Below are 22,223 nucleotides of genomic sequence, written 5' to 3'. Positions count from 1 at the left end.
AAGCCGCTCTTATAGACTCGCCGCTTTCGCCGTCTAGGCGGAAGAAGCTATCCCAAACCCAACGCCGTCGCGGTCCAGTAGGTTATGCCCGCTGCGACATAGGCCAGCGCGAATAGATAGCCGACCATGAACAACGGCCATTTCCAGCCGTTCGTCTCGCGCCGGGTCACGGCGATGGTGGATATGCACTGGGGCGCGAAGATGAACCAGGCGAGGAAGGCGAGCGCGGTGGGCAGCGGCCACTGGTCCTTCAGCCGGTCGCCGAGACTCCGTTCCAGCAGCGCCTCGTCATCGCCCGCGTCGATCGAATAGACGGTGGCCAGCGCCGACACCGCGACCTCGCGCGCTGCCATCGCCGGGATCAGCGCCAGCGAAATGTCGCGGTTGAAGCCGATCGGCTCCAGTATGACGTTGAGGCCGCTGGCGATCCGGCCGGCGATCGAATGGTCGACCTGGCTGGTGGGATCGCCGTCGGGCACGCGCGGGAAGCTCAGGAGCAGCCACAGGATCACGGTCGAGGTGAAGATGATCGTGCCGGCGCGCTTGAGGAAGATCACCGCGCGCTGCCACAGGCCAAGCAGGATATCCTGCGGCCGGGGCCATTGATATTTGGGCATTTCCATCAGGAAGCCGCCGCTTGCGCCCTTGGTCACGGTGAGGCGAAGCACCAGCGCCACCAGCATCGCGCCGACGATACCGGCGAGATAGAGGCAGAAGAGGACGAAGCCCTGCAGGCCGACGCCCGGAAACACGTCGCGCGCGGGGATGAAGGCGCCGATGATGACGGCATAGACCGGCAGTCGCGCCGAACAGGTCATCAGCGGCGCGATCAGGATCGTGGTCAGCCGGTCCCTGGGGTCGGCGATGGTCCGCGTCGCCATGATGCCGGGAATGGCGCAGGCGAAGGAGGACAAGAGCGGGATGAAGGCGCGGCCGGACAGGCCGACCCTGGCCATCAAGCCGTCCATCAGGAAGGCGGCGCGGACCATATAGCCGGTCGCTTCCAGCATCAGGATGAAGAAGAAGAGGATCAGGATCTGCGGCAGGAACACCACCACCGATCCGACGCCGTTGATGACGCCATCGACCAGGAAGGAGCGGAAGATGCCGTCGGGCAGGGCGCCGCGCACCATATTGGCCATGGCTTCGGCCACGCCCTCGATCATCGCGATCGGCGCTTCGGACCAGCTATAGACGGCCTGGAACATGACGAACAACAGGCCGAGCAGCAGCAGCAGCCCGAAAACGGGATGCAGCGCCACCCGGTCGACTGCGGCGGTCAGCCGGCGCGAGGGCGTTTCGCGCACGATGGCGGCGCGGGCGATGCGGCCGGCCTCCTTGCGCACCGCGTCGAAGCCCCGTTCGGGTCCGGTCGGATAGGTCGGCGGCGCGCCGTTCAGCACCCCTTCCAATTCCTGGCGCAGATGGTCGAGACCACGCTTGCGCACCGCCACGGTCGATATCACCGGCACGCCCAGTTCGCGCGACAGCACGGTGGCGTCCAGTTCCAGCCCGTCGCGGGTGGCAAGGTCGACCATGTTCAGGGCGACGACGGTCGGCAGGCCGAGCGCCAGCAATTCCAGCGTGAAGCGCAGATGATTGTCGAGATTGGCGGCGTCGACCACGACCACCAGCGCATCGGGCCGCTTTTCGCCCGCCTGCTTGCCCATCACGACGTCGCGCGTGACCTGTTCGTCCGGGCTGTTGGGGTCGAGGCTGTAGGTGCCGGGCAGGTCGACCAGTTCGACCGGGCGACCGTCGGGCAGGGCCAGCCGCCCCGCCTTGCGCTCGACCGTGACGCCGGGATAATTGCCCAGTTTTTGCCGGGCGCCGGTCAGGGCGTTGAACAGCGCGCTCTTGCCGGCATTCGGATTGCCGACCAGCGCGACGAGCGGCAGCGCGCTCATGCGGCCTTCTCCGGCCCAATAGCCTCCGGTCCGGTGCGTACCGTCACCGCGGCGGCATGGCTGCGCCGCATGGCGATGGTCATGCGGCCGATGCGGCAGGCGATCGGGCCTTTCAGGATCATGCCGCCATGGTGCAGCGCCTCCACGCTCGCCCCTTCGCACAGACCGAATTCGCGCAGGCGCTGGCCTTCGGACGGGGTGATGGCGGACCAGTCGATCAGGTCGACATAGGCGGGCTGGCGCAACGGCAGGTCGGTCAAACGCAAGGGGATGATACTCGCAGGCTATTTCTGCGAGTGACTATCAATACCTTTACCAAATGACCAGCGCGAATCGCCTGCGGCCACGGCAGATCACACCGCGGGATAACGCAGCCGGCCGATGAAGCGCGACAGGCTCAGCCGCTCGCCACCGCCCGCGCCCTTGACCTTCGCCTTGAACTTTTCGAAGCGCATCACATCCTCGATCCGGCGGGCCAGGAAGGCGCGGCTGTCCGCATGGTCCTCGCTCTCGTCATCCACGAACACCAGCAGGGTGGCGGCATAGACGGCGGTCAAGGTCGTGCGCTTGCTGTAATGGGCCAGATCGGTGGCGCTATCGCCCGCCGCGCGCCACATGACGTCGGCCGCGCGCCAGCCCAGTTTTCCAGTGCGGACCGCGTTGGTCGGCAGCGCCAGGATCGCGATCGCGCGGCGCAGCGCCTCCCGATCGGGCGCCAGCAGCGCCAGTCGCGCTTCGACCAGCGCCATTATCTTTTTGCGGATCGACAGCGCCGCCAGCGCATCTGCCGGCAGCGCCTCGACCATGCGCGCATCGATGCTGGCGAACCAGGCGTCGATCATGTCGATCGCGCCATCGGCGAAGGCGAGGGCGGCGATGTCCGCATCGATGCCCTGTTCCGCCGCGGCCATCGCCACCGCCGGAGGCCGCCAGCCATCGAAGGCGGCGTGGCGCGGCAGGGCCGGAGCCAGAAGCGCGCGGATTTCGTCGAGGGTGCGGTCCGATGTTTCGCTCATAAAGCGTATCTAGGCCCGCGACGGCAGGCGCACAAGCACCAGCGCCGCCGCGACCGCCGCCGTGCCGACCATGTCGATCGGGCTGAGCCATTCGCCAAACAGCAGCCAGCCCAGCGCCGCCGCGACCGCCGGCTGCAGCAGCAGGCTGACGCCCAGCACCAGCGGGGAGAACCAGCCGATCGCATAGGTCAGCAGCCCCTGGCCGATCAGCTGGCTCGACAGCGCCAGCACAATCAACGGCGTCCAGTCGCCCGGCATCACCTTTTCACCCAGCGCCAGCGCGCATAGCAGCAGCGCCGGCGCGCTCACCACGCTCGACACCGTCAGCACCGACCAGCTGTCCAGCCGCCCGCGCACCCGCTGCACGATCAGCAGATAGGCGGTGTAGAGGATGCCTGCGACCAGGCAGAGCAGGTCGCCTTTCAGATTGCCGATCGACAGCTCATAGCTGCCGCCCATCATGACCAGCGCCCCGGCGCCCGCCAGCGCCAGCGCGGCCGCTTGCAGGCCGCGGGGTTTCTGGCGCAGCACCAGCATGCCCCAGGCGGGCAGGAACAGCCCGCTCATATTGCCGAAGATCGTGGCATTGGCGACCTTGGTATAGAGAATGCCGACATGCCAGGCGGCGAGGTCGGCGGCGAAGACCAGGCCCGCCAGCACCAAAGCCATCCATTCGCCCCGCGTCGGCGGCGTGCGCCGGATGCCTGGTCGCGCCAGCAGCAGCAGGAAGGGCAGGGCCAGCGCGAGCCGCCAGAAGGCCGCCGCCACCGGTCCGACATCGGACAGGCGCACCAGCACCGGACCCAGCGGCAAAATCAGATTGGCCAGCACCAGCGCCGGAAAGGCGAGGCGCGGCATATCGATCCGCGCGACGGGGGTTGAACTCGACATGCCGGCTCCCTAGCTGGCTTTACGCATCAAGTCCCGTTGCAAATTGCAACTATGATGGAGGAGATTTCATGACGACCCTGTTCGATCCCGTCCAGATCGGCGCCGTCGATGCGCCCAACCGCATCCTGATGGCCCCGCTGACCCGCGGCCGCGCCACCCGCGACCATGTGCCCACCCCGATCATGGTGGACTATTATCGACAGCGCGCCTCGGCGGGCCTGATCATCAGCGAAGCGACCGGCATTTCGCGCCAGGGACTGGGCTGGCCCTATGCGCCGGGCATCTGGTCCGACGAGCAGGTTGCCGCATGGCGGCCGGTGACGCAAGCCGTCCATGATGCGGGCGGACGGATCATCGTCCAGCTCTGGCATATGGGGCGTCAGGTTCATAGCAGCGTGACGGGCGAACAGCCGGTATCGTCCAGCGCGACTGCAACCGCCGGCGACGCGCATAGCTATGAGGGCAAGAAGCCGTTCGAAACCGCACGGCCGCTCGGCCTGGACGAAATTCCTGGCCTGATCGACACTTATGTCCGCGCCGCGCACAACGCGATCGCTGCCGGGTTCGACGGGGTCCAGATACATGCCGCGAACGGCTATCTGATCGACCAGTTCCTGCGCGACAACGCCAATTTCCGCACCGACCAATATGGCGGCGGCGTCGAAAATCGCGTGCGGCTGCTGGCGGAAGTGACCCAGGCGGTGGTGGATGCGATCGGCACCGATCGGGTATCGGTGCGCCTGTCCCCCAATGGCGAGAGCCAGGGCGTGAACGACAGCGACCCCGCCAGTCTGTTCGCCCATGCCGCCGCTGTACTGGACGCGATCGGCATCGCCTCGCTGGAATTGCGGGAGCCGGGGCCGGACGGCACCTTCGGCCGGACCGACGTGCCGCGCCAGTCGCCGCTCATTCGCCGGCATTTCAAGGGGCCGCTGATCCTGAACAGCGATTATGACATCGACCGCGCCCAGGCGGACCTCGACAGCGGCCTGGCCGATGCGATCAGCTTCGGGCGACCATTGCTCGCCAATCCCGACCTGGTGGAGCGGTTCCGCCTTGGCGCGCCACTTAATCCGCTGCAGCCGATGACGACCTGGTACGGTCCAGGCGCCGCAGGCTATACCGACTATCCGACGCTGGCGGAGGAAAAGGCCGACGCCTGAACATCGATCGACTGCCGAAGCAAAAGGGGGCTCCGCAAAGAGTCCCCTTTTCCATTGTCACATGCCGAAGCGTTCACGCAGGGCCAGCATGGCGATCGCCGCCTTGGCCGCCTCGCCGCCCTTGTCCTTTTCGGTCGGCTTGGCGCGGGTCAGCGCCTGCGCTTCATTCTCGACCGTCAGGATGCCGTTGCCGATCGCGATCGCATCCATGCTCAGCGCCATCAGGCCGCGCGCGCTTTCGTTCGACACCACTTCGAAATGATAGGTTTCGCCACGGATCACCACGCCGATCGCGACGAAGCCGTCATAGCGGCCGCTTTCCGCCGCCAGCGCGATCGCGCCGGGGATTTCCAGCGCGCCCGGCACCGTCACCACCTCATATTTGTGGCCGGCCTCGTCCAGCGCGGCCTTGGCGCCTTCGATCAGCAGGTCGTTCAGATGGTCGTAGAAGCGAGCTTCGACGATCAGGAATTTTGCCATGATGATATGTCCTTACAGCTCGATCGGACGTTGCCCAACCACGGCCAGGTCATAGCCGTCAAGCGCGATCAGGCTGTGATGGCTGTTGGTCAGCAGGATCATGTCGTGCACGCCCAGATCCGCCAGGATCTGCGCGCCCGCGCCATAGTTGCGCAATTCATCCATGTCGCCCTGCACGATGCCGGCATTATGCTGTAGCATCCGGGTCAGCATGTCGGGTTCGTCGCCGCGCAGGATGACGATGATGCCCGCGCCTTCCTCACCGATGATTTCCATGCATCGGGGCAGCAGGCCGGCGCGCGCGCCCAGCTTGCCGAACGTGTCGCTCAGCGGCGACATCTGATGCATCCGCACCAGCGTCGGCTTGTCGGGATCGACATGGCCCTTCTGCAGCACCAGCTGCTCGGTCTGGGTCGCCTTGTTATAGAAGCTGATCGCCTTCCAGTCGCCGCCCCAGCGGCTGTCGAAGCTGGTTTCGGCGCGCCGCTCGATCATATGGTCGTGGCGGCGGCGATAGGCGATCAGGTCGCGGATCGTGCCGATCTTCATCTTGTGTTTCTGGGCGAAGGGGATGAGGTCGTCGAGACGCGCCATCGTGCCGTCGTCCTTCATCACTTCGCAGATGACGCCCGACGGGTTGAGGCCGGCCAGCCGCGCGACGTCCACCGCCGCCTCGGTATGGCCGGTGCGCACCAGCACGCCGCCATCCTTGGCGATCAATGGGAAGACATGGCCGGGCGTGACGATATCGACCTTGCCCTTGGACCCGTCGATCGCCACGGACACGGTGCGGGCGCGGTCGGCCGCGCTGATGCCGGTCGTCACGCCTTCGCGCGCCTCGATCGACACGGTGAAGGCGGTTTCATGCCGGGTGCCGTTGTTGCGGCTCATCAGGTCCAGGCCCAGTTCCTCGGTCCGGCTCTTGGTCAGCGCCAGGCAGATGAGGCCGCGGCCGTGCGTGGCCATGAAATTGATCGCGTCGGGCGTCGCCATCTGCGCGGGGATCACCAGGTCCCCCTCATTCTCGCGATCCTCGTCGTCGACCAGGATGAACATGCGGCCGTTGCGGGCTTCGTTGATGATTTCTTCCGGGCTGGCGAGCGCGGTGCCGCCCTCGCGCTTGAGCAGGTAGGATTCCAGCTTGCCCAGCGTGTCGGCAGTCGGGTTCCAGTCGCTTTCGCCCAGCTTGCGCAGCGAATTGGCGTGCAGCCCGGCGGCGCGCGCCAGACCGGAACGGGACATGCCGCCGTCGGTGACGAGATTGCGGACGGTATCGATAAGGGCAGAGGACATGGAACGACTCCTTCCCACAAGCGGGATGGCGTCGCATATCACACTGTAGTGTGATTAATTCAAGCTATAATCACATGCTGCGGTTGCGAAGGCTTTGCATCCGGTCGAGATACCGCGCCAGCACGTCGATCTCCAGATTGAAGGTCCGATCCTCCGGCAGCGCATCCAGCGTGGTCGCGGCGGCGGTGTGCGGGATGATGTTCAATCCGAAATGCACGCTGCCGTCGGCCTGGTCGTCGACGCTGTTGACCGTCAGCGAAATGCCGTCCAGCGTGATCGATCCCTTGGCGGCGATTGCGGCGGCGAGGTCGGCGGGCGCCTTGATCGTCAGCCGGGTCGAATTGCCTTCGCGTACCGCCGACACCAGATGGCCGATGCCGTCGACATGGCCGGTCACGATATGCCCGCCCAGTTCGTCACCGACCTTGAGCGCTCGTTCCAGATTCAGCCGGCCGCCCTCGTCCCACAGGCCGGGCGCGGTGCGCGCGACCGTTTCGGCCGACAGGTCCACCGCGAACCAGTCCACACCCTTTTCCACCACCGTCAGGCAGGCACCCGAACAGGCGATCGACGCGCCGATGGCGACGCCGTCCATATCATAGGCGCTGCCGATGACGAGTCGCAGGTCGCCGCGCTGTTCATGGCTGCGGATGGTCCCGATGTCGGTGATGATGCCGGTGAACATGTTGCCCCAATCCAATCTTCCGTTCGCCCTGAGCGAAGTCGAAGGGTGCGGCCGACCATGGGAGGCCACTTCGCTTCGCTCAGTGATAGGCTTCGACTTCGCTCAGCCCGAACGGGTGAGTTTGGGGCTGATCTAAGCGCTCCGAACCGCCTCGTAAACCTCCAGCCGATCGACCCCCAGCGCACGGCTGTCGGTCATGCGCCAGCGGCCATGCGCATCGGCCAGATCGAACAGCCCGATGTCGCCGATCCCGGCCAGCCCCGACCCGATGACGATCGGCGCGCGATAGAGCAGCAGCCGGTCGACCAGCCCGGCGCGCAGGAAGGCGGCGGCCGTCTCCGCCCCGCCCTCCACCAGCAGATGATCGACCCGCTCCAGCGCCGCAATCTCCTCCGGCGCGCCGATCCGCGTCCAGCCATCCGGCGCATCGCCCCGGCTCATCAGCACGCGGCGCGGCGACCGCGCTTCCAGCCCCGCCAGCCGTACGTCCAGCTTCGGGGCATCCGCCCTTAAGGTGCCGCCGCCCACCAATATGGCGTCATGCCGCGCCCGCTCCATATGGGCATGGGCGCGCGCGTCCGGCCCGGTGATCCATCGGCTCGATCCGTCCGCCAGCGCGATTCGCCCGTCGAGCGAGAGGCCGAGCTTCAGCGTAACATGCGGCCGCCCCAGCGTCTGGCGCAGCACGAAACCGGCCATGGCGCGCGCGGCGTCGTCCGCCATCAGGCCCATCTCCACCTTGACGCCCCGGTCGCGCAGCCAGGCCGCACCCTGTCCGTCGGTGCGCGGATCGGGATCGCGCAGGGCGATTACCATGCGGGCGATGCCGGCGCGCGCCATCAGGTCGGCGCAGCGCGGCCCACGCGGAGACAGATGAAAACACGGCTCCAGCGTCACATAGGCGGTCGCGCCGGCGGCCCGGTCCATCGCCTGGTCCAGCGCCTGCGCCTCGGCATGGGGGCGGCCGCCCTTCTGGGTCCAGCCGCGCCCCACGATCCTGTCATCGTGGACGATCAGACAGCCGACATTGGGATTGGGGGTGGAAAGGCCGCGCCCGCGCCCCGACAGAGCGATGGCGGCGCTCATATAGCGCCGATCCTGAGCGGGCGTTACCTGTGGGTGTGGGGACGCGTCGTTCAGGGCCGGGCGGCTCCCGCCGGCGCAACGATCGGCGTCTTCTCGGTCGCTTCGGCCTTGGCCAGTCGCTCGTCCAGCAGCGCGTCGATCTGCTTGACCGCTTCCTTCCGGCGGGCGGTGTTGCGGGCTTCCTCGTCGCGCCATTCAATGCCGAAGGCGTCGGCGAAGCCCTGCATCTTCTTCTGCTGCTTCTGCAGCGCGGCCTCCCGCTTGGCGAAGTCGATCTTCTGCTGCAGGATGATCGCGGCGTCGGACCGGTTCGCGTCCCAGCTCTGGACATAGATGATCTTGTTGCGCGTCGGCATCGTGTTGGTGTTCGCATCGACCACGAACGTCCAGATGATGACATAGGTCAGCGCAACGGACACGCCCAGCAACGGCCATTTATGCTGCCGCTGCTGCTTGAAATAGCCCCAGAAATCGCCAAGCGCATTTTTGGGGGAAACGGGACGGGGAAAGATCGCCATGCCGCCCTTATAGGACAGGGCGGGCGCAGATGCAAAATGGTCCATGATGCGTCCCTTCATTGAGCGGAGAAGCGTAATGTCGAGAGGTCGCTTTCAGCAGAAATCGACGGTCATAAGCGTGGGGTGTGCGGATTTGCGCGCGATCTGGTTTGCCTGATCCCGGTCGATCCGGGAAAAGGCGGTGATCGTCACAAGCTTGACACCGCGTCCTTTTCGCTGGCCGGTGCCAGCGATCCGCCACAGCGACAGGCCGCATCTACCTTGCGCGCCCGCCTGCCAACTTTTCCTTGCGAAGTTCCGATAAGTATCCGGCCCATCCTCGACCATAGCCCAGTCCGTGAACCGGGCATCGGCCGAGAAGACGCCGACGCGGCCGACTTGCGCCAGATAGCCACTGACCGGCACCGTGGACGTTCCACAGCCTGCCACGGCGCAGGAAAGGGGAAGAAGAAGGTAGCGCATATCTTCCCCTTTACGGTACTGGCCCATCACCAGCTATGGGCTTATCGCGGCGGCCTTCCCCTATCGCTCCGTCAGGGTGAACCGCACCGTCAATATCTTGGTCGAACCGATCGCCACGCCGTCGCGGGTCGCGGGGCGGAAGCGCCATTTGCGCAGGGCGTGGCGCTGGGTCGCCACCCAGAAGCTCTCGTCCGTGGCGGAGACTTTCTCGATCGCGGTGACGCGGCCCTCGGGGCTGATGGTGACGCGCACCGTCACTGTGCCTTCCAGCCCTTGCCGGATCATCGCGCCGGGATAGTCGGGCTGGAACGCGCCCATTGCGCGGGGATCGATCGCCGGTTCGGTCAGCACCGGCGGGCGGGGTGGATCGATCGGAGGCAGGATGATCGGCTTGACCGGATCGAGCCCGCTGTCGGTGCTGCCGATAACCACCGGATCGCCCTTAGGCAGGATGATTTCGGGATCGGTGGCGGTGGGCCGTTGCGGCTGGGGCTGGGTCGGAAGCTTGGCATCGACCTGCGATTCCGGCGTCTGTTCGGGTGGCGGGGGATCTTCCGTCACCGGATAGGTGATGATCGGTGGCGTGGGCGTGACGAACTGGATCACCTCCTTGGGAATCAACAGGAAGGCGCCGATCAGCAGCGCATGGACCGCCACCGTGCCGCCCAATCCCAGCGGCGATTTGCGCCCGGCGCCATAGCGCGATGGCCCGCCCGCGTCCGTCGTCCGATTCGCTATAGTCTGTCCCATTGCCGATAGGGTCATGAGTCGCATCGTCTCGCTCCTCGTCTGTCGCATCCTCTCGCCGATGCCGGCTCTTCTTGCCCGAACCAGTCTTCGTCGATGACATGATACAACATCATTTAATGATATGTTGCAACATCATTTTTTACGGTCTGCAACATTGCCGCTGCATCGCGACATATGGCGGCAAAGCGCAGGTGCGAGGAGAAGGGGAATCCCGCTTCCAGGAGCCTCCATGCCTTTGCGTCATTGCCTTTCTACTGTCTCGCTCGCTGTCTCGCTTCTGGCCTCTGCGCCGCTTCCGGCGCAGCCGCCCGCTGCTCCCGAAACCGGTCCCTGGGCCGCCGATGCCGATGGCGACGGCCGGATCACCCGCGACGAGATGCGCGCCTATATGGAGCGCCGCTTCGGCCTGATGGACCAGGACAGCGACGGGCTGGTGCCGGTTCAGGCGATGCAGCGGATGTTGGGCCATGAGCGGCAGGCGCGCGCCCCTGCAGAGGACAGCACCGGGAAAGAAGGCGGGTCCGGCAAGAGGCATGGCGGTCCCGGTGGTGGTCGAGAAGGCCCTGGTGGCGCAGGCGGTCCGCCGCCCGGTGGCCGTCCGCCTCGCGGCGATCGCGCCGATGCGGCACCGCCGCCGCCAGGCCGCGCCATGCCCTGGCCCGAGGACAGCAATGACGATGGCCAGATCGATCGCGCCGAATTTCTCGCCCCCGCGCTTGCCCTGTTCGCCGATCAGGACCGCAGCGGCGATGGCGTGCTGACCGCAGACGAACTGCCCCCGCCGCCCGGTGGCGAGGCGCGTCGCGAAGACTGAGTTTGCCAGTCAGGAATCGGCCGCCTCTCTCTCCTCTGCGCGGCCGGTTCCGCCGGGGCGTGTCGTTTGGCCCGACGCGCCCCGGCACATCGGCCGAAGCGCATGCCAGGACAGTACGGCCCTCCTAAAAAAACCGATCGACCGTATGGATCGCCAGGCCGACCAGCCCGCCGACCAGCGTGCCGTTGACGCGGATATATTGCAGGTCGCGCCCGACCGCATTTTCCAGCCGGCTGGTGACCGTGCCCGCATCCCATCCGCGCACCGTGTCGCTGACCAGCCGCACGATCGCGTCGCCATAGGTGGCGGTCGCGCCCACCGCGGCGCGACGTACGAAGCGGTTGATGACCAGCCGCAACCGCGCTTCCTGCTGCAACGTGCCGCCGAGCTGGCGCAGGGCTTCGCCCAGTCGCCCTGCCATCGCCTTGCCCGGATCGCGCACCGCGCGCAGCAGGCCGGCGCGCGCCTGTTCCCACATCCCCTCGATCCAACGCTGCATCGCCGGATTATCGACGATCTCGTCGCGGATCTTGGCGACCTTGGCCTGCATCTCCAGGTCGAACTGCAGGTCGAAGGCCAGCTTGGCCATGCCTTCTTCCGCCTTCAGGCGCAGGCTGTGGCCCGGATCGGCGGCCATCTCCGCCAGCATCTTGCGCAGGCCCGACAGGATGGCGTTGGCCAGATTCTCGTCCAGACCGGTCCAGCGCAGCACCTTGCCCGCCCTTTCCTGCACCATCTGGCGGATCAGATGCTCGTTCGCTTCCAGCGTGCGGTCGGCCCAATGGATGATGCCGTCCATCACCGGGGCATGGCGACCGTCGCGCATCGCCGCCTCGATCGCCTGCCCCGCCAGCGGGCCGACGTTGATCGCGCGCAGCCGCTGGCCGATCGCGCCCTTGACCATGCCGCCCAGCCGTTCCTGGTCCAGCGCTTCCAATATGTCGGCCACCAGCCGTGACGCACCCTCGCGCAATCGCCCGTCGCCTTCGGACGGACTGGCCAGGAATCGGCCGGCGGCGGCGGCGACGTCCATGCCGCGCATCCGCCGCGCGACGACGGCGGGGGTCAGGAAATTGTCGCGCAGGAACAGGGCCAGCGTGTCGCCGATCCGGTCTTTGTTGCGCGGGATGATGGCGGTATGCGGGATGGGCAGGCCCATCGGGTGCCGGAACAGGGCGGTGACCGCAAACCAGTCGGCCAGCCCGCCGACCATCGCCGCCTCGGCAAAGGCCTGGACGAAGCCGATGGCGGGGTGGAGGTGGACGGTGGCGCGCGCGGTGATGAACACCACCGCCATCGCCACCAGCATCCCCGTCGCCACCAGCCGCATCCGCCGCGCGGGGTGCGGTGCGAATTCGCCTTTGGGCCGGGGGATGCGAAGCAGCGTCATGGCCGTCCAACGGTTACGCCGCCGTTTCGTTCAGGCAAAGCCTTCTTTTACCGGCCTCACTCGGCGGGGTGCGGATGCCCCGGCCGGTCCTTGTCGTCGCCCGCCTTGTAGGTCAGCAGGCCCCGGCCCAGCCGCGGTCCGATCCAGCTTTCGATCCCGACCGCCAGGCTGAAGGTCGCCGGCACGATCACCAGCGTCAGCACCGTCGACAGCAGCAGGCCGCCGATCACGGTGATGCCCATCGGCGCGCGCCAGGCACCGTCGCCCGACAAAGCGAGCGCAGTCGGCACCATGCCCGCGACCATCGCAACCGTGGTCATGACGATCGGCTGGGCGCGCTTGTGCCCGGCATCGACGATGGCGTCGAACTTGGGCACGCCCTTCTCCATCTCCTCCAGTGCGAAGTCGATGACGAGGATCGAGTTCTTGGCGACGATACCCAGCAGCATCAGCAGGCCAATCAGCACCGGCATGGAAATGGGTTCTCCGGCGATATGCAGCGCCAGCGCGCCGCCCAGCGGAGCGAGCAGCAACGAGCCCAGGTTGACGAAGGGCGGCATGATCCGCTTGTACAGCAGCACCAGCACCGCCAGCACCAGCAGAATGCCGGATGCGACCGCGATCATGAAATTGGTCAGCATTTCCGCCTGGAACTTGCTGTCGCCGGCATTGATCTTCTGGACGCCCTGAATCTTGCCCTCATTGATCGCCTTCATCAGCGGCAGTGCATTGATCTTTTGCGTCGCCTGGCTGGTGACGATGCCCGGCGCCAGGTCCGCGCCCACGACGATGCGGCGGATCTGGTTGTAGCGGCGGATCTGCGTCGGCCCTGCGCCGAAATGGATGTCGGCTACGACCTTGAGCGGCACCGATCCGCCACTGACGGTCGGCACCGGCATGTTCTGGATCGTCGCGATATCCTTCCGACTATCCTCGGCGATCGACACGCGGATGGGGATCTGACGGTCGGACAGCGAGAATTTGGCGCTGTTCTGGTCGATGTCGCCGATCGTCGCGATGCGGATGGACTGGCTGAGCGCGGCCGTGGTCACGCCCAGGCTGGCGGCCAGGTCGAGGCGTGGCGTGATGATGATTTCGGGCCGCTGCATGTCGCCCTGCACGCGCGGCGCGCGCAGTTCTGGGATGCGCGCCATCTCCGCGACGAGCTGGTTGGCCGTGCGTTCCAGCTTTTCCGGGTCGTCCGACCCGAACATCATGATGATGTCGCGGCCAAAGCCGCCGCCCGACTGCGACTGGAAATTGACCCGCGCGTCGGCGATGGTCTGGAATTGCGGCGCGATCTTGCGTTCCCAATCGACCGAACTGATCGGTCGCGTCTTCTTGAGCGTCAGGAAGATGTCGGCGGTGGTCGGCTCGATATCGGCGAAAGCGGCTTCCACGACGTCGCTATCCGCCGCCAGCATGTCCGCGACCTTGCGGGTGATGGCGGTCGTCTGCGCCAGCGTGCTGCCCGGCACCGTTTCGATCTTCACCTGGCTGAAATCGGTGTTGGTGGTCGGCTGGAACGTCATCGGCAGCGTCGCGAAGGCGGCGATGGTGGCGATGAACGCCAGGAAGCCGATTCCCACCGTCCACATCCTGTGATCCAGCAAGATGCCGGTGAAGCGTCGCCAGCCACCCCGCGCGCGATGGGCGATCGCCCGGCGCTCGTCGAGCGACCAGCGCAGCACGCTCATATAGCGGTCCATCATCCAGCCTTCGCCATGGCTTTCCTCGCCATGGGCTTTGAGGAAATAGGCGGCGATCATCGGCGTGATGAGGCGGGCGACCGCCAGGCTCATCAGCACCGACACGACCACGGTCATCCCGAACTGGATGAAGAACTGGCCCGATATGCCGGGCATCAGCGCAACCGGCAGGAATACCGCGACGATCGCCATGGTGGTGGCCAGCACGGCCAGGCCGATCTCGTCCGCCGCGTCGATCGACGCCTGATAGGCGGATTTGCCCATGCGCATGTGGCGTACGATATTCTCGATCTCCACGATGGCGTCGTCGACCAGCACGCCCGCGACCAGGCTGAGCGCCAGCAGCGAAATGCCGTTCAGCGTGAAGCCCATCATCTCCATGAACCAGAAGGTCGGGATCGCCGACAGCGGGATCGCCAGCGCCGAAATCATCGTCGCGCGCCAGTCGCGCAGGAACAGGAAGACGATGACGACCGCCAGCACCGCGCCCTCGATCATCGCGGCCATGGCCGAATGATATTGTTCCTTGGTATAGCCGACGCTGGTGTAGAGTTCCTTGAACTGGACCTTGGGATTTTCGACCTTCAGCTTGTCCAGCACCTTCATCGCATTGTCGTAGACGGTGACGTCGGAAGAGCCCTTGGCCTTTTCCATGCTGAAGCTGGTGACCTGCCGCCCGTTCATCAGCGACAGGTTGCGCTGTTCGGCATACATGTCGCGCACGTCGGCAATGTCGGCCAGCTTGACCGTGCGGCCGCCGCTGATCGCGATCTGGGTCGCGCCCAGGTCGCGGGCGTTGCGGGCGTTGCCCAGCACGCGGATCGACTGTTCGGCGCCGGCGATTTCGGTGCGACCGCCTGCCGCGTTCAGGTTCACCTGTTGCAACTGGGCGTTTACCTGCGCCGCGGTGATGCCGAATGCCTGCAGCTTGGCCGGGTCCAGTATGACGCGGATTTCGCGGCTGACGCCGCCGCCGCGATTGACCGCCGCCATGCCGCTGACCGACAGCAATCGCTTGGCGACCGTATTGTCGACATACCAGGACAGTTCCTCCAGCGTCATGTCGGTGGCCTCGGCGCTGAAATAGGCGATGGGGCCGCCATCGATGTCGATGCGCTGGACCTGCGGTTCCAAAATGCCGTCGGGCAAGTCGCTGCGGATCTGGTCGACGGCGTTCTTGACGTCGTTGACCGCGCGATCGACCGGGGTGCCGATCTGGAACTGGACATTGGTCAGCGACCGGCCTTCGGACGCGAAGGAGGTGATTTCGTCGACGCCGCTGATGCCGCGCACCGCCGCCTCGACCCGCTGGGTGACCTGCGTCTCCAGCTCGGTCGGCGCCGCGCCCGGCTGTAATACGGTGACGCTGACCATCGGGAAGCTGATGTCGGGGTTGTTGTTGACGTCCATGCGCATGAAGCTGACGATGCCCGCCAGCATCAACGCGGCGAACAGCACCAGCGGCGTCACCGGGTTGCGGATCGCCCATGCGGAAATGTTACGAAAATTCATGACGGGCTTCCTTCACCGGACGCGCTGGCGCGTCCGTCCAACCTGTGCCGGACGCAGCAGCGCGTCCCTTCGACCTGTTCGGCGCGTCCATGGCGCGCATTCTGCCGTCCGGGGGACGCGCGCGGCCGGCGTCGGCCGCGCCGTTTCCTAGCGGCCTTTCAACAATTCCGGCTTCACCTTCTGCCCCGGCGCCAGGAAAGCGCCGGCGGAGGTGACGATGCTTTCCGTGCCGTCGATGCCGCTGGTCACGGCAACGCCGGCGTCGGACACCTGGCCGACGCTCACGCTGCGGCGCTCGACCTGATTCTTGGCGTTGACCACATAGACATAGCTGCCCTTGGCGTCGCTCTGCACCGCCGATTCGGGCAGCAGGGGGGCGCTGCCCGATCCGCTGGTGATGGTCGCGGAGGCGAAGCCGCCCGGCCGGATCGCCGGATTATAGGCGATGGCGATGCGGGCGATGCCCTGGCGCATCTGGGGATCGACCACCGGCGATACCTGCCACACGCGCCCGGCGAACTGGTCGCTATGGCCGATCGGCGTCACGGTCGCGCTGTTGCCCGGACGCAGCGTCGCCAGATCACCCTCGGCCACCTGCGCCTGCAACTCCATCTCGCCATCCTTGGCCAAACGGAAGAGCACGCCGCTGCCCGCCTGGACGATCTGGCCCGGCTCGACCGCGCGGGTCAGGACAAGGCCGGATGCCGGAGCGCGAATGTCCAGCCGCCCGGTGCGGGCGCGCTGTTCGGCGAGTTGCGCCGCGGCGACGTTCACGCGCGCCACCGCCGCATCGCGGGTCGCGGTGCGCTGATCGATGTCGGCGGCGCTGATGAAGCCGCGACTGACCAGCGCCTTGGCGCGGTCGAGCTGGGCCTGGGCGAGCTTGGCGTCCGCGCGGGCCACGTCCACCTGCGCGGCGAGCGAGCGCACCTGTTCCACCTGGACCGACCGTTCGATGATCGCCAGCGGCTGGCCAGCGCGTACCCAGTCGCCCGGTTGCACCAAAACCCGCGTGACCATGCCGCCTTCGCCGACAACGCCGACCGGCATGTCGATCCGCGCCGCGAGCGATCCCGTCGCGCTCACGGTGCGCGACACGACCGACTGGCCGGGGCGGATCACGGTCACGACCGGCACCTGCGCCGCAGGAGCGGTGGGGGCGGCGGCGGTGTCGCCGCGCATCGATATCCAGGCGGCCGCGGCGACCAGCAGAACGGCCACACCGCCGCCGATCAGCAGCAGGCGTTTGCGCCGCCGGCGCGCCTCATCTTCGTCGATGACGACCATCGAGTCGCCCACCAGCTGGGTTTCGTAATTCATGCCGCTTCTCGTCTCTCCGGCGCATCGCCATTTCGGCAACTGTGTTATATGAATATAGCACCGCTCTCAACCCCCAATATCATGGTTCAAAGGCGGACGGCAAAGCGATTATGCGCGATGGAAAGGGCCGGAATGGCGATATGTCGTTGTCATCCCTCCCCTTGGACCACATTGACTTGCCAAAGGCTCAGGATTGTGGCGCAATGATCGCCCGCGCGGCACCCGCCGCCGAGGAGCGCGCCATGGACTTGCTGGGATGGATCGTGGTCGGCCTGCTTGCAGGCGCTATCGCGCGGCTGATAATGCCCGGCCGTGATCCGGGCGGCTGCGTCGTCACCATCTTGCTGGGCATTGCCGGGGCGTTGTTGGCCGGGTTCGTCGGTCGGCTTGCCGGCTTTTATGCGACCGGCGAGCGCGCTGGCTTCGTCGCCGCCATCGTCGGCGCGATCGCGGTGCTGGCGCTCTACCGGTTTTTCGCGGCGCGCCGCTGAGTGGACGCAAAAAAAGGGCCGCGCCGTGGCGCGACCCTTTTGGTTGAGCGGGATTTGCGTTTAACGCATCGACCCGCGGCGAACCAGATTGACGATCGCCAGCAGGATGATCGCGCCGACCAGCGACACCAGGAAGCTGTACAGCGTCAGCCCTTGGTTGATCGATCCGCCGCTGAAGATCAGGCCGCCGATGAAGGCGCCGACGATGCCGACCACGATGTTAAGCAGGATGCCCTGCTGTGCGTCGGTGCGCATGACCATGCTGGCGAGCCAGCCGATGATGCCGCCGACGATAAGCCACAAGATGATGCCCATATTACTCTCCTTGACCACGCCCCCAGCGGGTTGGGTTCTGCATTCAACGGAGGAGAGAGCGTCCCGTTCCATGGGTGTAAAAATGATTCCGGACTGGAAACCATCTTGGCTTTGCGCCGTTTGAACGCCCCCGGCGGTCGATTTCCCGCTCGCAGAGCCAAAGGGCCGCCGGATTTGCATCCGGCGGCCCTTTGGCTCCATCCTGACAGCGTGATCGCCGGTCAGTATTTCTGCTGACGCTCGTAGAGCGACTTATAATATTGGATGCGGGTGACGCGCAGGCCATGCATGCCCGACCGGTCGACCGCCCGCTGCCAGCCGGCAAATTCCTCCAGCGTCAGATTGTAGCGCGCGCACGCTTCATCCACGCTCAGCAGGCCTCCATTCACCGCTGCGACGACTTCCGCCTTGCGCCGCACCACCCAGCGTGTGGTGTCGGCCGGCGGCAGGCTGTCCAGGGTCAGGGGTTCCCCAAGTGGCCCGACGACCTGAGCCGGCTTGATTTTCTGGTTCTCGATCATTCTTACCCTCAAAGTGCGGCACTGGCGTTACCGAATTCAACAGTGAAACCCTTATCTGCTTCAGCCCTGAAGAACGGCTAAAGCGCCACGGTAAACACTGCCTTCATCATTCCTGCCCCCTGGCTAAACGGCTCGCGATCAACGGGTTGAAACTTCCCGCGAGACGCACGGCTTCGATCTTGCCGCCGGAACGTGGCGCGAAAATGCCCGCCAGTTCCTGGATCCAGTCGTCGCTTCCGCCCTGCCCCCGCAGGACGCCCGCCACCGCCTGCGCGGTCGGACTGGCCGCCTGCGCCGCCGCCGTAGCGGCCCGCAGAAACGGCCAGGCCGGCACGCGCGGCCGGCTGAGGGGTCTGGGAGTGCCGGGCTTCAGCCCGCCACCCCGAAGGAAACTCAGATCCATGCCCCCTGTGTAGGGGGTAATGAATAAGGGTCGGTAAACTCGAAGACGCTTTCGTGACTCGTCCGGCCCCCGTTTCGCGTCGATCCGTCCCGATTATGGGCAAAGCGGCGCTACCTTTTGTTAACTTTTGCGCCGCGGCCGTCGCTGCATTATAGGGCCGCCCATGCAGCCTCAGTTTCAGCTCCCCCAATTCCAGCTTTCTGGCCCGCTCGCCGAGCGGCGCATCGTCGTCGCCATGTCGGGCGGGGTGGACAGCAGCGTCGTCGCCGCGCTCGCCGCCAAGACCGGCGCCGAAGTGATCGGCGTGACGCTCCAGCTTTACGACCATGGCGCGGCGGTCGGCCGCACCGGGAGCTGCTGCGCCGGGCAGGATATCCGCGACGCCCGCGCGGTCGCCGACCGGATCGGCATCGCGCACTATGTCTTTGATTATGAAACGGCCTTTCGCGATTCGGTGATAGCCGACTTCGCCGATGAATATATGGCCGGGCGCACGCCCATCCCCTGCGTGAAGTGCAATATGGGGGTGAAGTTCACCGACCTGTTCCAGATCGCGCGCGACCTGGGCGCCGACTGCCTGGCTACCGGCCATTATGTACAGCGGGTCGAGGGCGTGGCTGGCGCGGAACTGCACCGCGCCGCCGATCCCGCCCGCGACCAGAGCTATTTCCTGTTCGCCACGACTCAGGCGCAGCTCGACTATCTGCGTTTCCCTCTGGGCGGTCTCCCCAAGCTGCAGGTGCGCGAAATTGCCGCCGAACTGGGTCTTTCGGTGGCGTTGAAGCCCGACAGCCAGGACATCTGTTTCGTGCCGGACGGCGACTATGCCAAGATCGTGCGCAAGCTGCGTCCCGATGCGGACGAGGGTGGCGACATCGTCCATATCGACGGTCGGGTGCTCGGCCGGCACAAGGGGATGATCCATTTCACCGTGGGCCAGCGCAAGGGGCTGGATATCGGCGGCCAGCCCGACCCGCTCTATGTCGTGCGTCTGGATGCGGCGGGCAAGCGCGTGATCGTGGGACCGCGGGCGGCGCTGGCGGTATCGGGCGCGGCGTTGAGCGACATCAACTGGCTGGGCGGCGACTTCACCGGCCCGCTGACCGCCAAGGTACGCTCCATGGCGAAGCCCGTCCCGGCGCGGCTGGAGGGCGATCGCCTGCTCTTCGACGCCCCCGAATATGGCGTCGCGCCGGGGCAGGCGGCGGTGTTGTACGCGGGCGAACGCATATTGGGCGGCGGCTGGATCGCCAGCACCCAGGCGGCGATGGCGGAAGCGGCCTGACTTATCCTCGCAAGGAGGGAGCGGGATATCCGAATGACATTGGAAGAAGAGGAAGAACGCGCGACCTCAATGCTCCTCGGTCGAGTTGTGGTACGAGTATTGCGCTTCCGAGAGCATGAAGTTCTGATCGAATTTGACGATGGCACCAGATTGTTTGTCGATGCAGCTGCACCGTTGGAGCTGTCCATCACGCAGCCCTAGCAATAGAGCCAGAAACCTTGCCCTTTCGCGCCCCCGCGCGTAAGGCCCGCGCGTCATGACTCGCCCGCTCACCTTCGCCATCCCCAAGGGCCGCATCCTCGATGAAGCGCTGCCCCTGCTCGCCAAAGCCGGTATCGAACCGGAGGCGGAGTTTCACGACAAGAAGAGCCGGGCGCTGCGCTTCGCCACCAACCGGCCCGACGTGTCGATCATCCGGGTGCGCGCGTTCGACGTCGCCACCTTCGTCGCCCATGGCGCGGCGCAGATCGGCATCGTCGGTTCCGACGTGGTCGAGGAGTTCAGCTATTCCGAACTTTATGCGCCGGTCGACCTCGATATCGGCCATTGCCGCCTGTCGGTCGCCGAGCCGGTCGACGCCGCGGACGAGGATCAGGCCGCGATGAGCCATGTCCGCGTCGCCACCAAATATCCGCACCTCACCCGCCGCTATTATGAAGCGCGCGGGTTGCAGGCCGAATGCGTGAAACTGAATGGCGCGATGGAATTGGCTCCCTCGCTCGGCCTGTCTCGCCGCATCGTCGATCTTGTGTCGTCGGGCGCGACGCTCAAGGCCAATGGCCTGGTCGAAACCGACATCATCATGCAGATCAGCGCCCGCCTGATCGTCAACCGCGCCGCCTACAAGATGCGCTCGGCGGAACTCTCGCCGCTGGTGGAGGCGTTCCGCGCCGCCGTGGGGGTGCAGGATGCCGCTTAGGCTCGACAGCCGCGACGCCGGTTTTGCCGCCGCCTTCGCCGCCCTGGTCGATGCGCGTCGCGAAGCGGATGAGGATGTCTCGCGGGACGTCACCGCGATCCTGAAAGCTGTGCGCGCCGGGGGCGACGCCGCGCTCGCCGACTATACCCAGCGGTTCGACCGCCACGACCTGAACGTCAGCGGTTGGGCCGTGACCCCTGCGGAAACCCGCGCCGCGCTGGACGCCCTCTCCACGGAATTGCGCGACGCGCTCGAACTCGCCGCCGCGCGCATCACCACCTATCACGAAAAGCAGCGCCCGCAGGACAGCGACGGCGTGGACAGCGCCGGCGTCCGCCTCGGCGCGCGCTGGAGTGCGGTCGACGCTGCCGGCCTCTATGTGCCGGGCGGCCGCGCCGCCTATCCCAGCTCGCTGCTGATGAACGTCATCCCCGCCAAGGTTGCGGGCGTCCGCCGCATCGCCATGGTGACGCCGACGCCGGGTGGCGCAATCAACCCGCTCGTCCTGGCCGCCGCGCAGATCGCCGGGATCGAGGAAATCTGGCGGGTCGGCGGCGCGCAGGCCGTCGCCGCGCTCGCCTATGGCACCGATCGGATCAAGCCGGTGGACGTCATCACTGGCCCCGGCAACGCCTGGGTCGCCGAAGCCAAGCGCCAGCTTTACGGCGTGGTCGGCATCGACATGGTCGCCGGCCCGTCCGAGATCGTCGTCGTCGCGGACGGCAAGAACGACCCGGAATGGACCGCCGCCGACCTGCTCAGCCAGTCGGAACATGACCCGACCAGCCAGTCGATCCTCTTCACCGACGACGCGGCCTTCGCCGATGCCGTCGCGCAAGCGGTCGATCGCCAGATCCCGGCGCTCTCCACCAGCGCCGTCGCCCGCACCAGCTGGAACGCCAATGGCGCGATCATCCTGGTCTGCGACTTGGACGAGGCCATGCCGCTGGTCGACCGGCTCGCGCCTGAACATCTGGAACTCGCGGTGGACGATCCCGATCGCTATTTCGCGCAGGTCCGCCATGCCGGATCGGTTTTCCTCGGCCGCATGACGCCCGAAGCGGTGGGCGATTATGTCGCCGGGCCGAACCATGTGTTGCCCACCGGCCGTCGCGCCCGTTTCTCATCGGGCCTGTCGGTGCTCGATTTCATGAAGCGCACCAGTTTTCTCAGCCTGGACGCCGCCGCAGTTCGTGCGATCGGCCCCGCCGCCGTCGCGCTGGCGCAGGCGGAAGGGCTGCCCGCGCATGCCGCTTCTGTGGCGCTGCGCCTCAAACATCATTAGGAATATCC

Annotated in this window: 24 protein-coding genes; 7 read left to right on the top strand and 17 right to left on the bottom strand. The window is 66.3% G+C overall.

Translation table 11 applies throughout. The annotated features are described in order from the left end of the window. Window positions 1–47: 47 nt before the first annotated feature. The 4 genes from feoB to ABT375_RS12000 all read right to left on the bottom strand — a co-directional run bounded on the left by feoB (window position 48) and on the right by ABT375_RS12000 (window position 3,814). Window positions 48–1,907, bottom strand: coding sequence for a ferrous iron transporter B (gene feoB, locus ABT375_RS12015; RefSeq protein WP_416462597.1), 1,860 nt, complete (start codon window positions 1,905–1,907; stop codon window positions 48–50). Then, complete coding sequence (locus ABT375_RS12010) at window positions 1,904–2,173, bottom strand: FeoA family protein (protein WP_224546436.1); 270 nt, start codon at window positions 2,171–2,173, stop codon at window positions 1,904–1,906. Before ABT375_RS12010 ends, feoB begins: the two co-directional genes overlap by 4 nt. An 87-nt stretch (window positions 2,174–2,260) precedes the next feature. Further along, window positions 2,261–2,923 (bottom strand): COQ9 family protein, encoded by a 663-nt coding sequence (locus tag ABT375_RS12005; protein ID WP_416462595.1) that lies wholly within the window; start codon window positions 2,921–2,923, stop codon window positions 2,261–2,263. 9 nt (window positions 2,924–2,932) lie between these two features. Next, on the bottom strand, window positions 2,933–3,814 hold the full coding sequence (locus tag ABT375_RS12000; RefSeq protein WP_416462593.1) for a DMT family transporter: 882 nt from the start codon (window positions 3,812–3,814) through the stop codon (window positions 2,933–2,935). Window positions 3,815–3,882: 68 nt separating this feature from the next. Here ABT375_RS12000 and ABT375_RS11995 point away from each other — a divergent pair, with 68 nt between their 5' ends. Then, window positions 3,883–4,977 (top strand): alkene reductase, encoded by a 1,095-nt coding sequence (locus ABT375_RS11995; RefSeq protein ID WP_416462591.1) that lies wholly within the window; start codon window positions 3,883–3,885, stop codon window positions 4,975–4,977. Between the two features lie 57 nt (window positions 4,978–5,034). Here the strand turns inward: ABT375_RS11995 and ribH are convergent, their stop codons facing one another. From ribH to ABT375_RS11960, 7 genes are all read right to left on the bottom strand, one after another. Then, window positions 5,035–5,457 (bottom strand): 6,7-dimethyl-8-ribityllumazine synthase, encoded by a 423-nt coding sequence (ribH, locus tag ABT375_RS11990; RefSeq protein ID WP_169572860.1) that lies wholly within the window; start codon window positions 5,455–5,457, stop codon window positions 5,035–5,037. A gap of 12 nt (window positions 5,458–5,469) precedes the next feature. Further along, the gene (gene ribB, locus ABT375_RS11985; RefSeq protein WP_224546429.1) at window positions 5,470–6,750 is read right to left on the bottom strand and encodes a 3,4-dihydroxy-2-butanone-4-phosphate synthase; all 1,281 of its coding nucleotides are present in this window, start codon (window positions 6,748–6,750) and stop codon (window positions 5,470–5,472) included. Window positions 6,751–6,820: 70 nt separating this feature from the next. After that, window positions 6,821–7,435 carry a riboflavin synthase gene (locus ABT375_RS11980; protein WP_416462589.1) on the bottom strand — a complete coding sequence of 205 codons (615 nt, stop codon included), beginning with the start codon at window positions 7,433–7,435 and terminating at the stop codon, window positions 6,821–6,823. A 132-nt stretch (window positions 7,436–7,567) separates the two neighbouring features. Then, window positions 7,568–8,575, bottom strand: a complete 1,008-nt coding sequence (gene ribD / locus ABT375_RS11975; protein WP_261936673.1) for a bifunctional diaminohydroxyphosphoribosylaminopyrimidine deaminase/5-amino-6-(5-phosphoribosylamino)uracil reductase RibD — start codon at window positions 8,573–8,575, stop codon at window positions 7,568–7,570. After that, window positions 8,572–9,084 (bottom strand): hypothetical protein, encoded by a 513-nt coding sequence (locus ABT375_RS11970; protein ID WP_261935937.1) that lies wholly within the window; start codon window positions 9,082–9,084, stop codon window positions 8,572–8,574. The genes ribD and ABT375_RS11970 overlap by 4 nt, the downstream gene beginning before the upstream one ends. A gap of 48 nt (window positions 9,085–9,132) precedes the next feature. Continuing rightward, a complete protein-coding gene (locus ABT375_RS11965) occupies window positions 9,133–9,531 on the bottom strand; it encodes a hypothetical protein (protein ID WP_261935938.1) in 399 nt (132 codons plus the stop codon). Between the two features lie 30 nt (window positions 9,532–9,561). After that, complete coding sequence (locus tag ABT375_RS11960) at window positions 9,562–10,266, bottom strand: energy transducer TonB (RefSeq protein WP_261936674.1); 705 nt, start codon at window positions 10,264–10,266, stop codon at window positions 9,562–9,564. Between the two features lie 214 nt (window positions 10,267–10,480). Here ABT375_RS11960 and ABT375_RS11955 point away from each other — a divergent pair, with 214 nt between their 5' ends. Beyond that, window positions 10,481–11,065: a hypothetical protein gene (locus ABT375_RS11955; protein ID WP_416462586.1), complete on the top strand. Its 585-nt coding sequence runs from the start codon at window positions 10,481–10,483 to the stop codon at window positions 11,063–11,065. 124 nt (window positions 11,066–11,189) lie between these two features. On the opposite strand, the gene ABT375_RS11950 is transcribed toward ABT375_RS11955, so the two are convergent. The 3 genes from ABT375_RS11950 to ABT375_RS11940 all read right to left on the bottom strand — a co-directional run bounded on the left by ABT375_RS11950 (window position 11,190) and on the right by ABT375_RS11940 (window position 16,996). Then, window positions 11,190–12,455 carry a DUF445 domain-containing protein gene (locus ABT375_RS11950; RefSeq protein WP_416462585.1) on the bottom strand — a complete coding sequence of 422 codons (1,266 nt, stop codon included), beginning with the start codon at window positions 12,453–12,455 and terminating at the stop codon, window positions 11,190–11,192. Window positions 12,456–12,511: 56 nt separating this feature from the next. After that, a complete protein-coding gene (locus ABT375_RS11945) occupies window positions 12,512–15,676 on the bottom strand; it encodes an efflux RND transporter permease subunit (protein WP_416462583.1) in 3,165 nt (1,054 codons plus the stop codon). 147 nt (window positions 15,677–15,823) lie between these two features. After that, the gene (locus ABT375_RS11940) at window positions 15,824–16,996 is read right to left on the bottom strand and encodes an efflux RND transporter periplasmic adaptor subunit (RefSeq protein ID WP_416462581.1); all 1,173 of its coding nucleotides are present in this window, start codon (window positions 16,994–16,996) and stop codon (window positions 15,824–15,826) included. 242 nt (window positions 16,997–17,238) lie between these two features. On the opposite strand from ABT375_RS11940, the gene ABT375_RS11935 reads away from it, so the two are divergent. After that, window positions 17,239–17,487: a GlsB/YeaQ/YmgE family stress response membrane protein gene (locus ABT375_RS11935; RefSeq protein WP_261936675.1), complete on the top strand. Its 249-nt coding sequence runs from the start codon at window positions 17,239–17,241 to the stop codon at window positions 17,485–17,487. 60 nt (window positions 17,488–17,547) lie between these two features. Here ABT375_RS11935 and ABT375_RS11930 read toward each other — a convergent pair whose 3' ends face one another. The 3 genes from ABT375_RS11930 to ABT375_RS11920 form a co-directional block, all read right to left on the bottom strand. Continuing rightward, window positions 17,548–17,802 carry a GlsB/YeaQ/YmgE family stress response membrane protein gene (locus ABT375_RS11930; protein ID WP_224546418.1) on the bottom strand — a complete coding sequence of 85 codons (255 nt, stop codon included), beginning with the start codon at window positions 17,800–17,802 and terminating at the stop codon, window positions 17,548–17,550. 221 nt (window positions 17,803–18,023) lie between these two features. Further along, a complete protein-coding gene (locus ABT375_RS11925) occupies window positions 18,024–18,323 on the bottom strand; it encodes a DUF1153 domain-containing protein (RefSeq protein ID WP_056690643.1) in 300 nt (99 codons plus the stop codon). Between the two features lie 106 nt (window positions 18,324–18,429). Continuing rightward, window positions 18,430–18,726, bottom strand: a complete 297-nt coding sequence (locus tag ABT375_RS11920; RefSeq protein ID WP_224546416.1) for a hypothetical protein — start codon at window positions 18,724–18,726, stop codon at window positions 18,430–18,432. 163 nt (window positions 18,727–18,889) lie between these two features. On the opposite strand from ABT375_RS11920, the gene mnmA reads away from it, so the two are divergent. From mnmA to hisD, 4 genes are read left to right on the top strand one after another with little or no spacing between them, the layout of a single operon-like run. Continuing rightward, complete coding sequence (gene mnmA / locus ABT375_RS11915) at window positions 18,890–20,011, top strand: tRNA 2-thiouridine(34) synthase MnmA (protein ID WP_416462578.1); 1,122 nt, start codon at window positions 18,890–18,892, stop codon at window positions 20,009–20,011. 33 nt (window positions 20,012–20,044) lie between these two features. Next, window positions 20,045–20,212 (top strand): hypothetical protein, encoded by a 168-nt coding sequence (locus tag ABT375_RS11910; protein ID WP_416462576.1) that lies wholly within the window; start codon window positions 20,045–20,047, stop codon window positions 20,210–20,212. A gap of 55 nt (window positions 20,213–20,267) precedes the next feature. Next, window positions 20,268–20,930, top strand: coding sequence for an ATP phosphoribosyltransferase (gene hisG / locus ABT375_RS11905; RefSeq protein WP_416462574.1), 663 nt, complete (start codon window positions 20,268–20,270; stop codon window positions 20,928–20,930). Further along, on the top strand, window positions 20,920–22,215 hold the full coding sequence (gene hisD / locus ABT375_RS11900; protein WP_416462572.1) for a histidinol dehydrogenase: 1,296 nt from the start codon (window positions 20,920–20,922) through the stop codon (window positions 22,213–22,215). The genes hisG and hisD overlap by 11 nt, the downstream gene beginning before the upstream one ends. The last annotated feature ends 8 nt before the right edge of the window (window positions 22,216–22,223 follow it).

Origin of the sequence: Sphingomonas sp. VDB2 (assembly GCF_047946695.1) — a bacterium.
GTDB classification, from domain to species: Bacteria; Pseudomonadota; Alphaproteobacteria; order Sphingomonadales; family Sphingomonadaceae; genus Sphingobium; species Sphingobium bisphenolicum.
The sequence above is the reverse complement of the archived record's forward strand: the minus strand, read 5'-3'. Positions and strand labels throughout refer to the sequence as shown.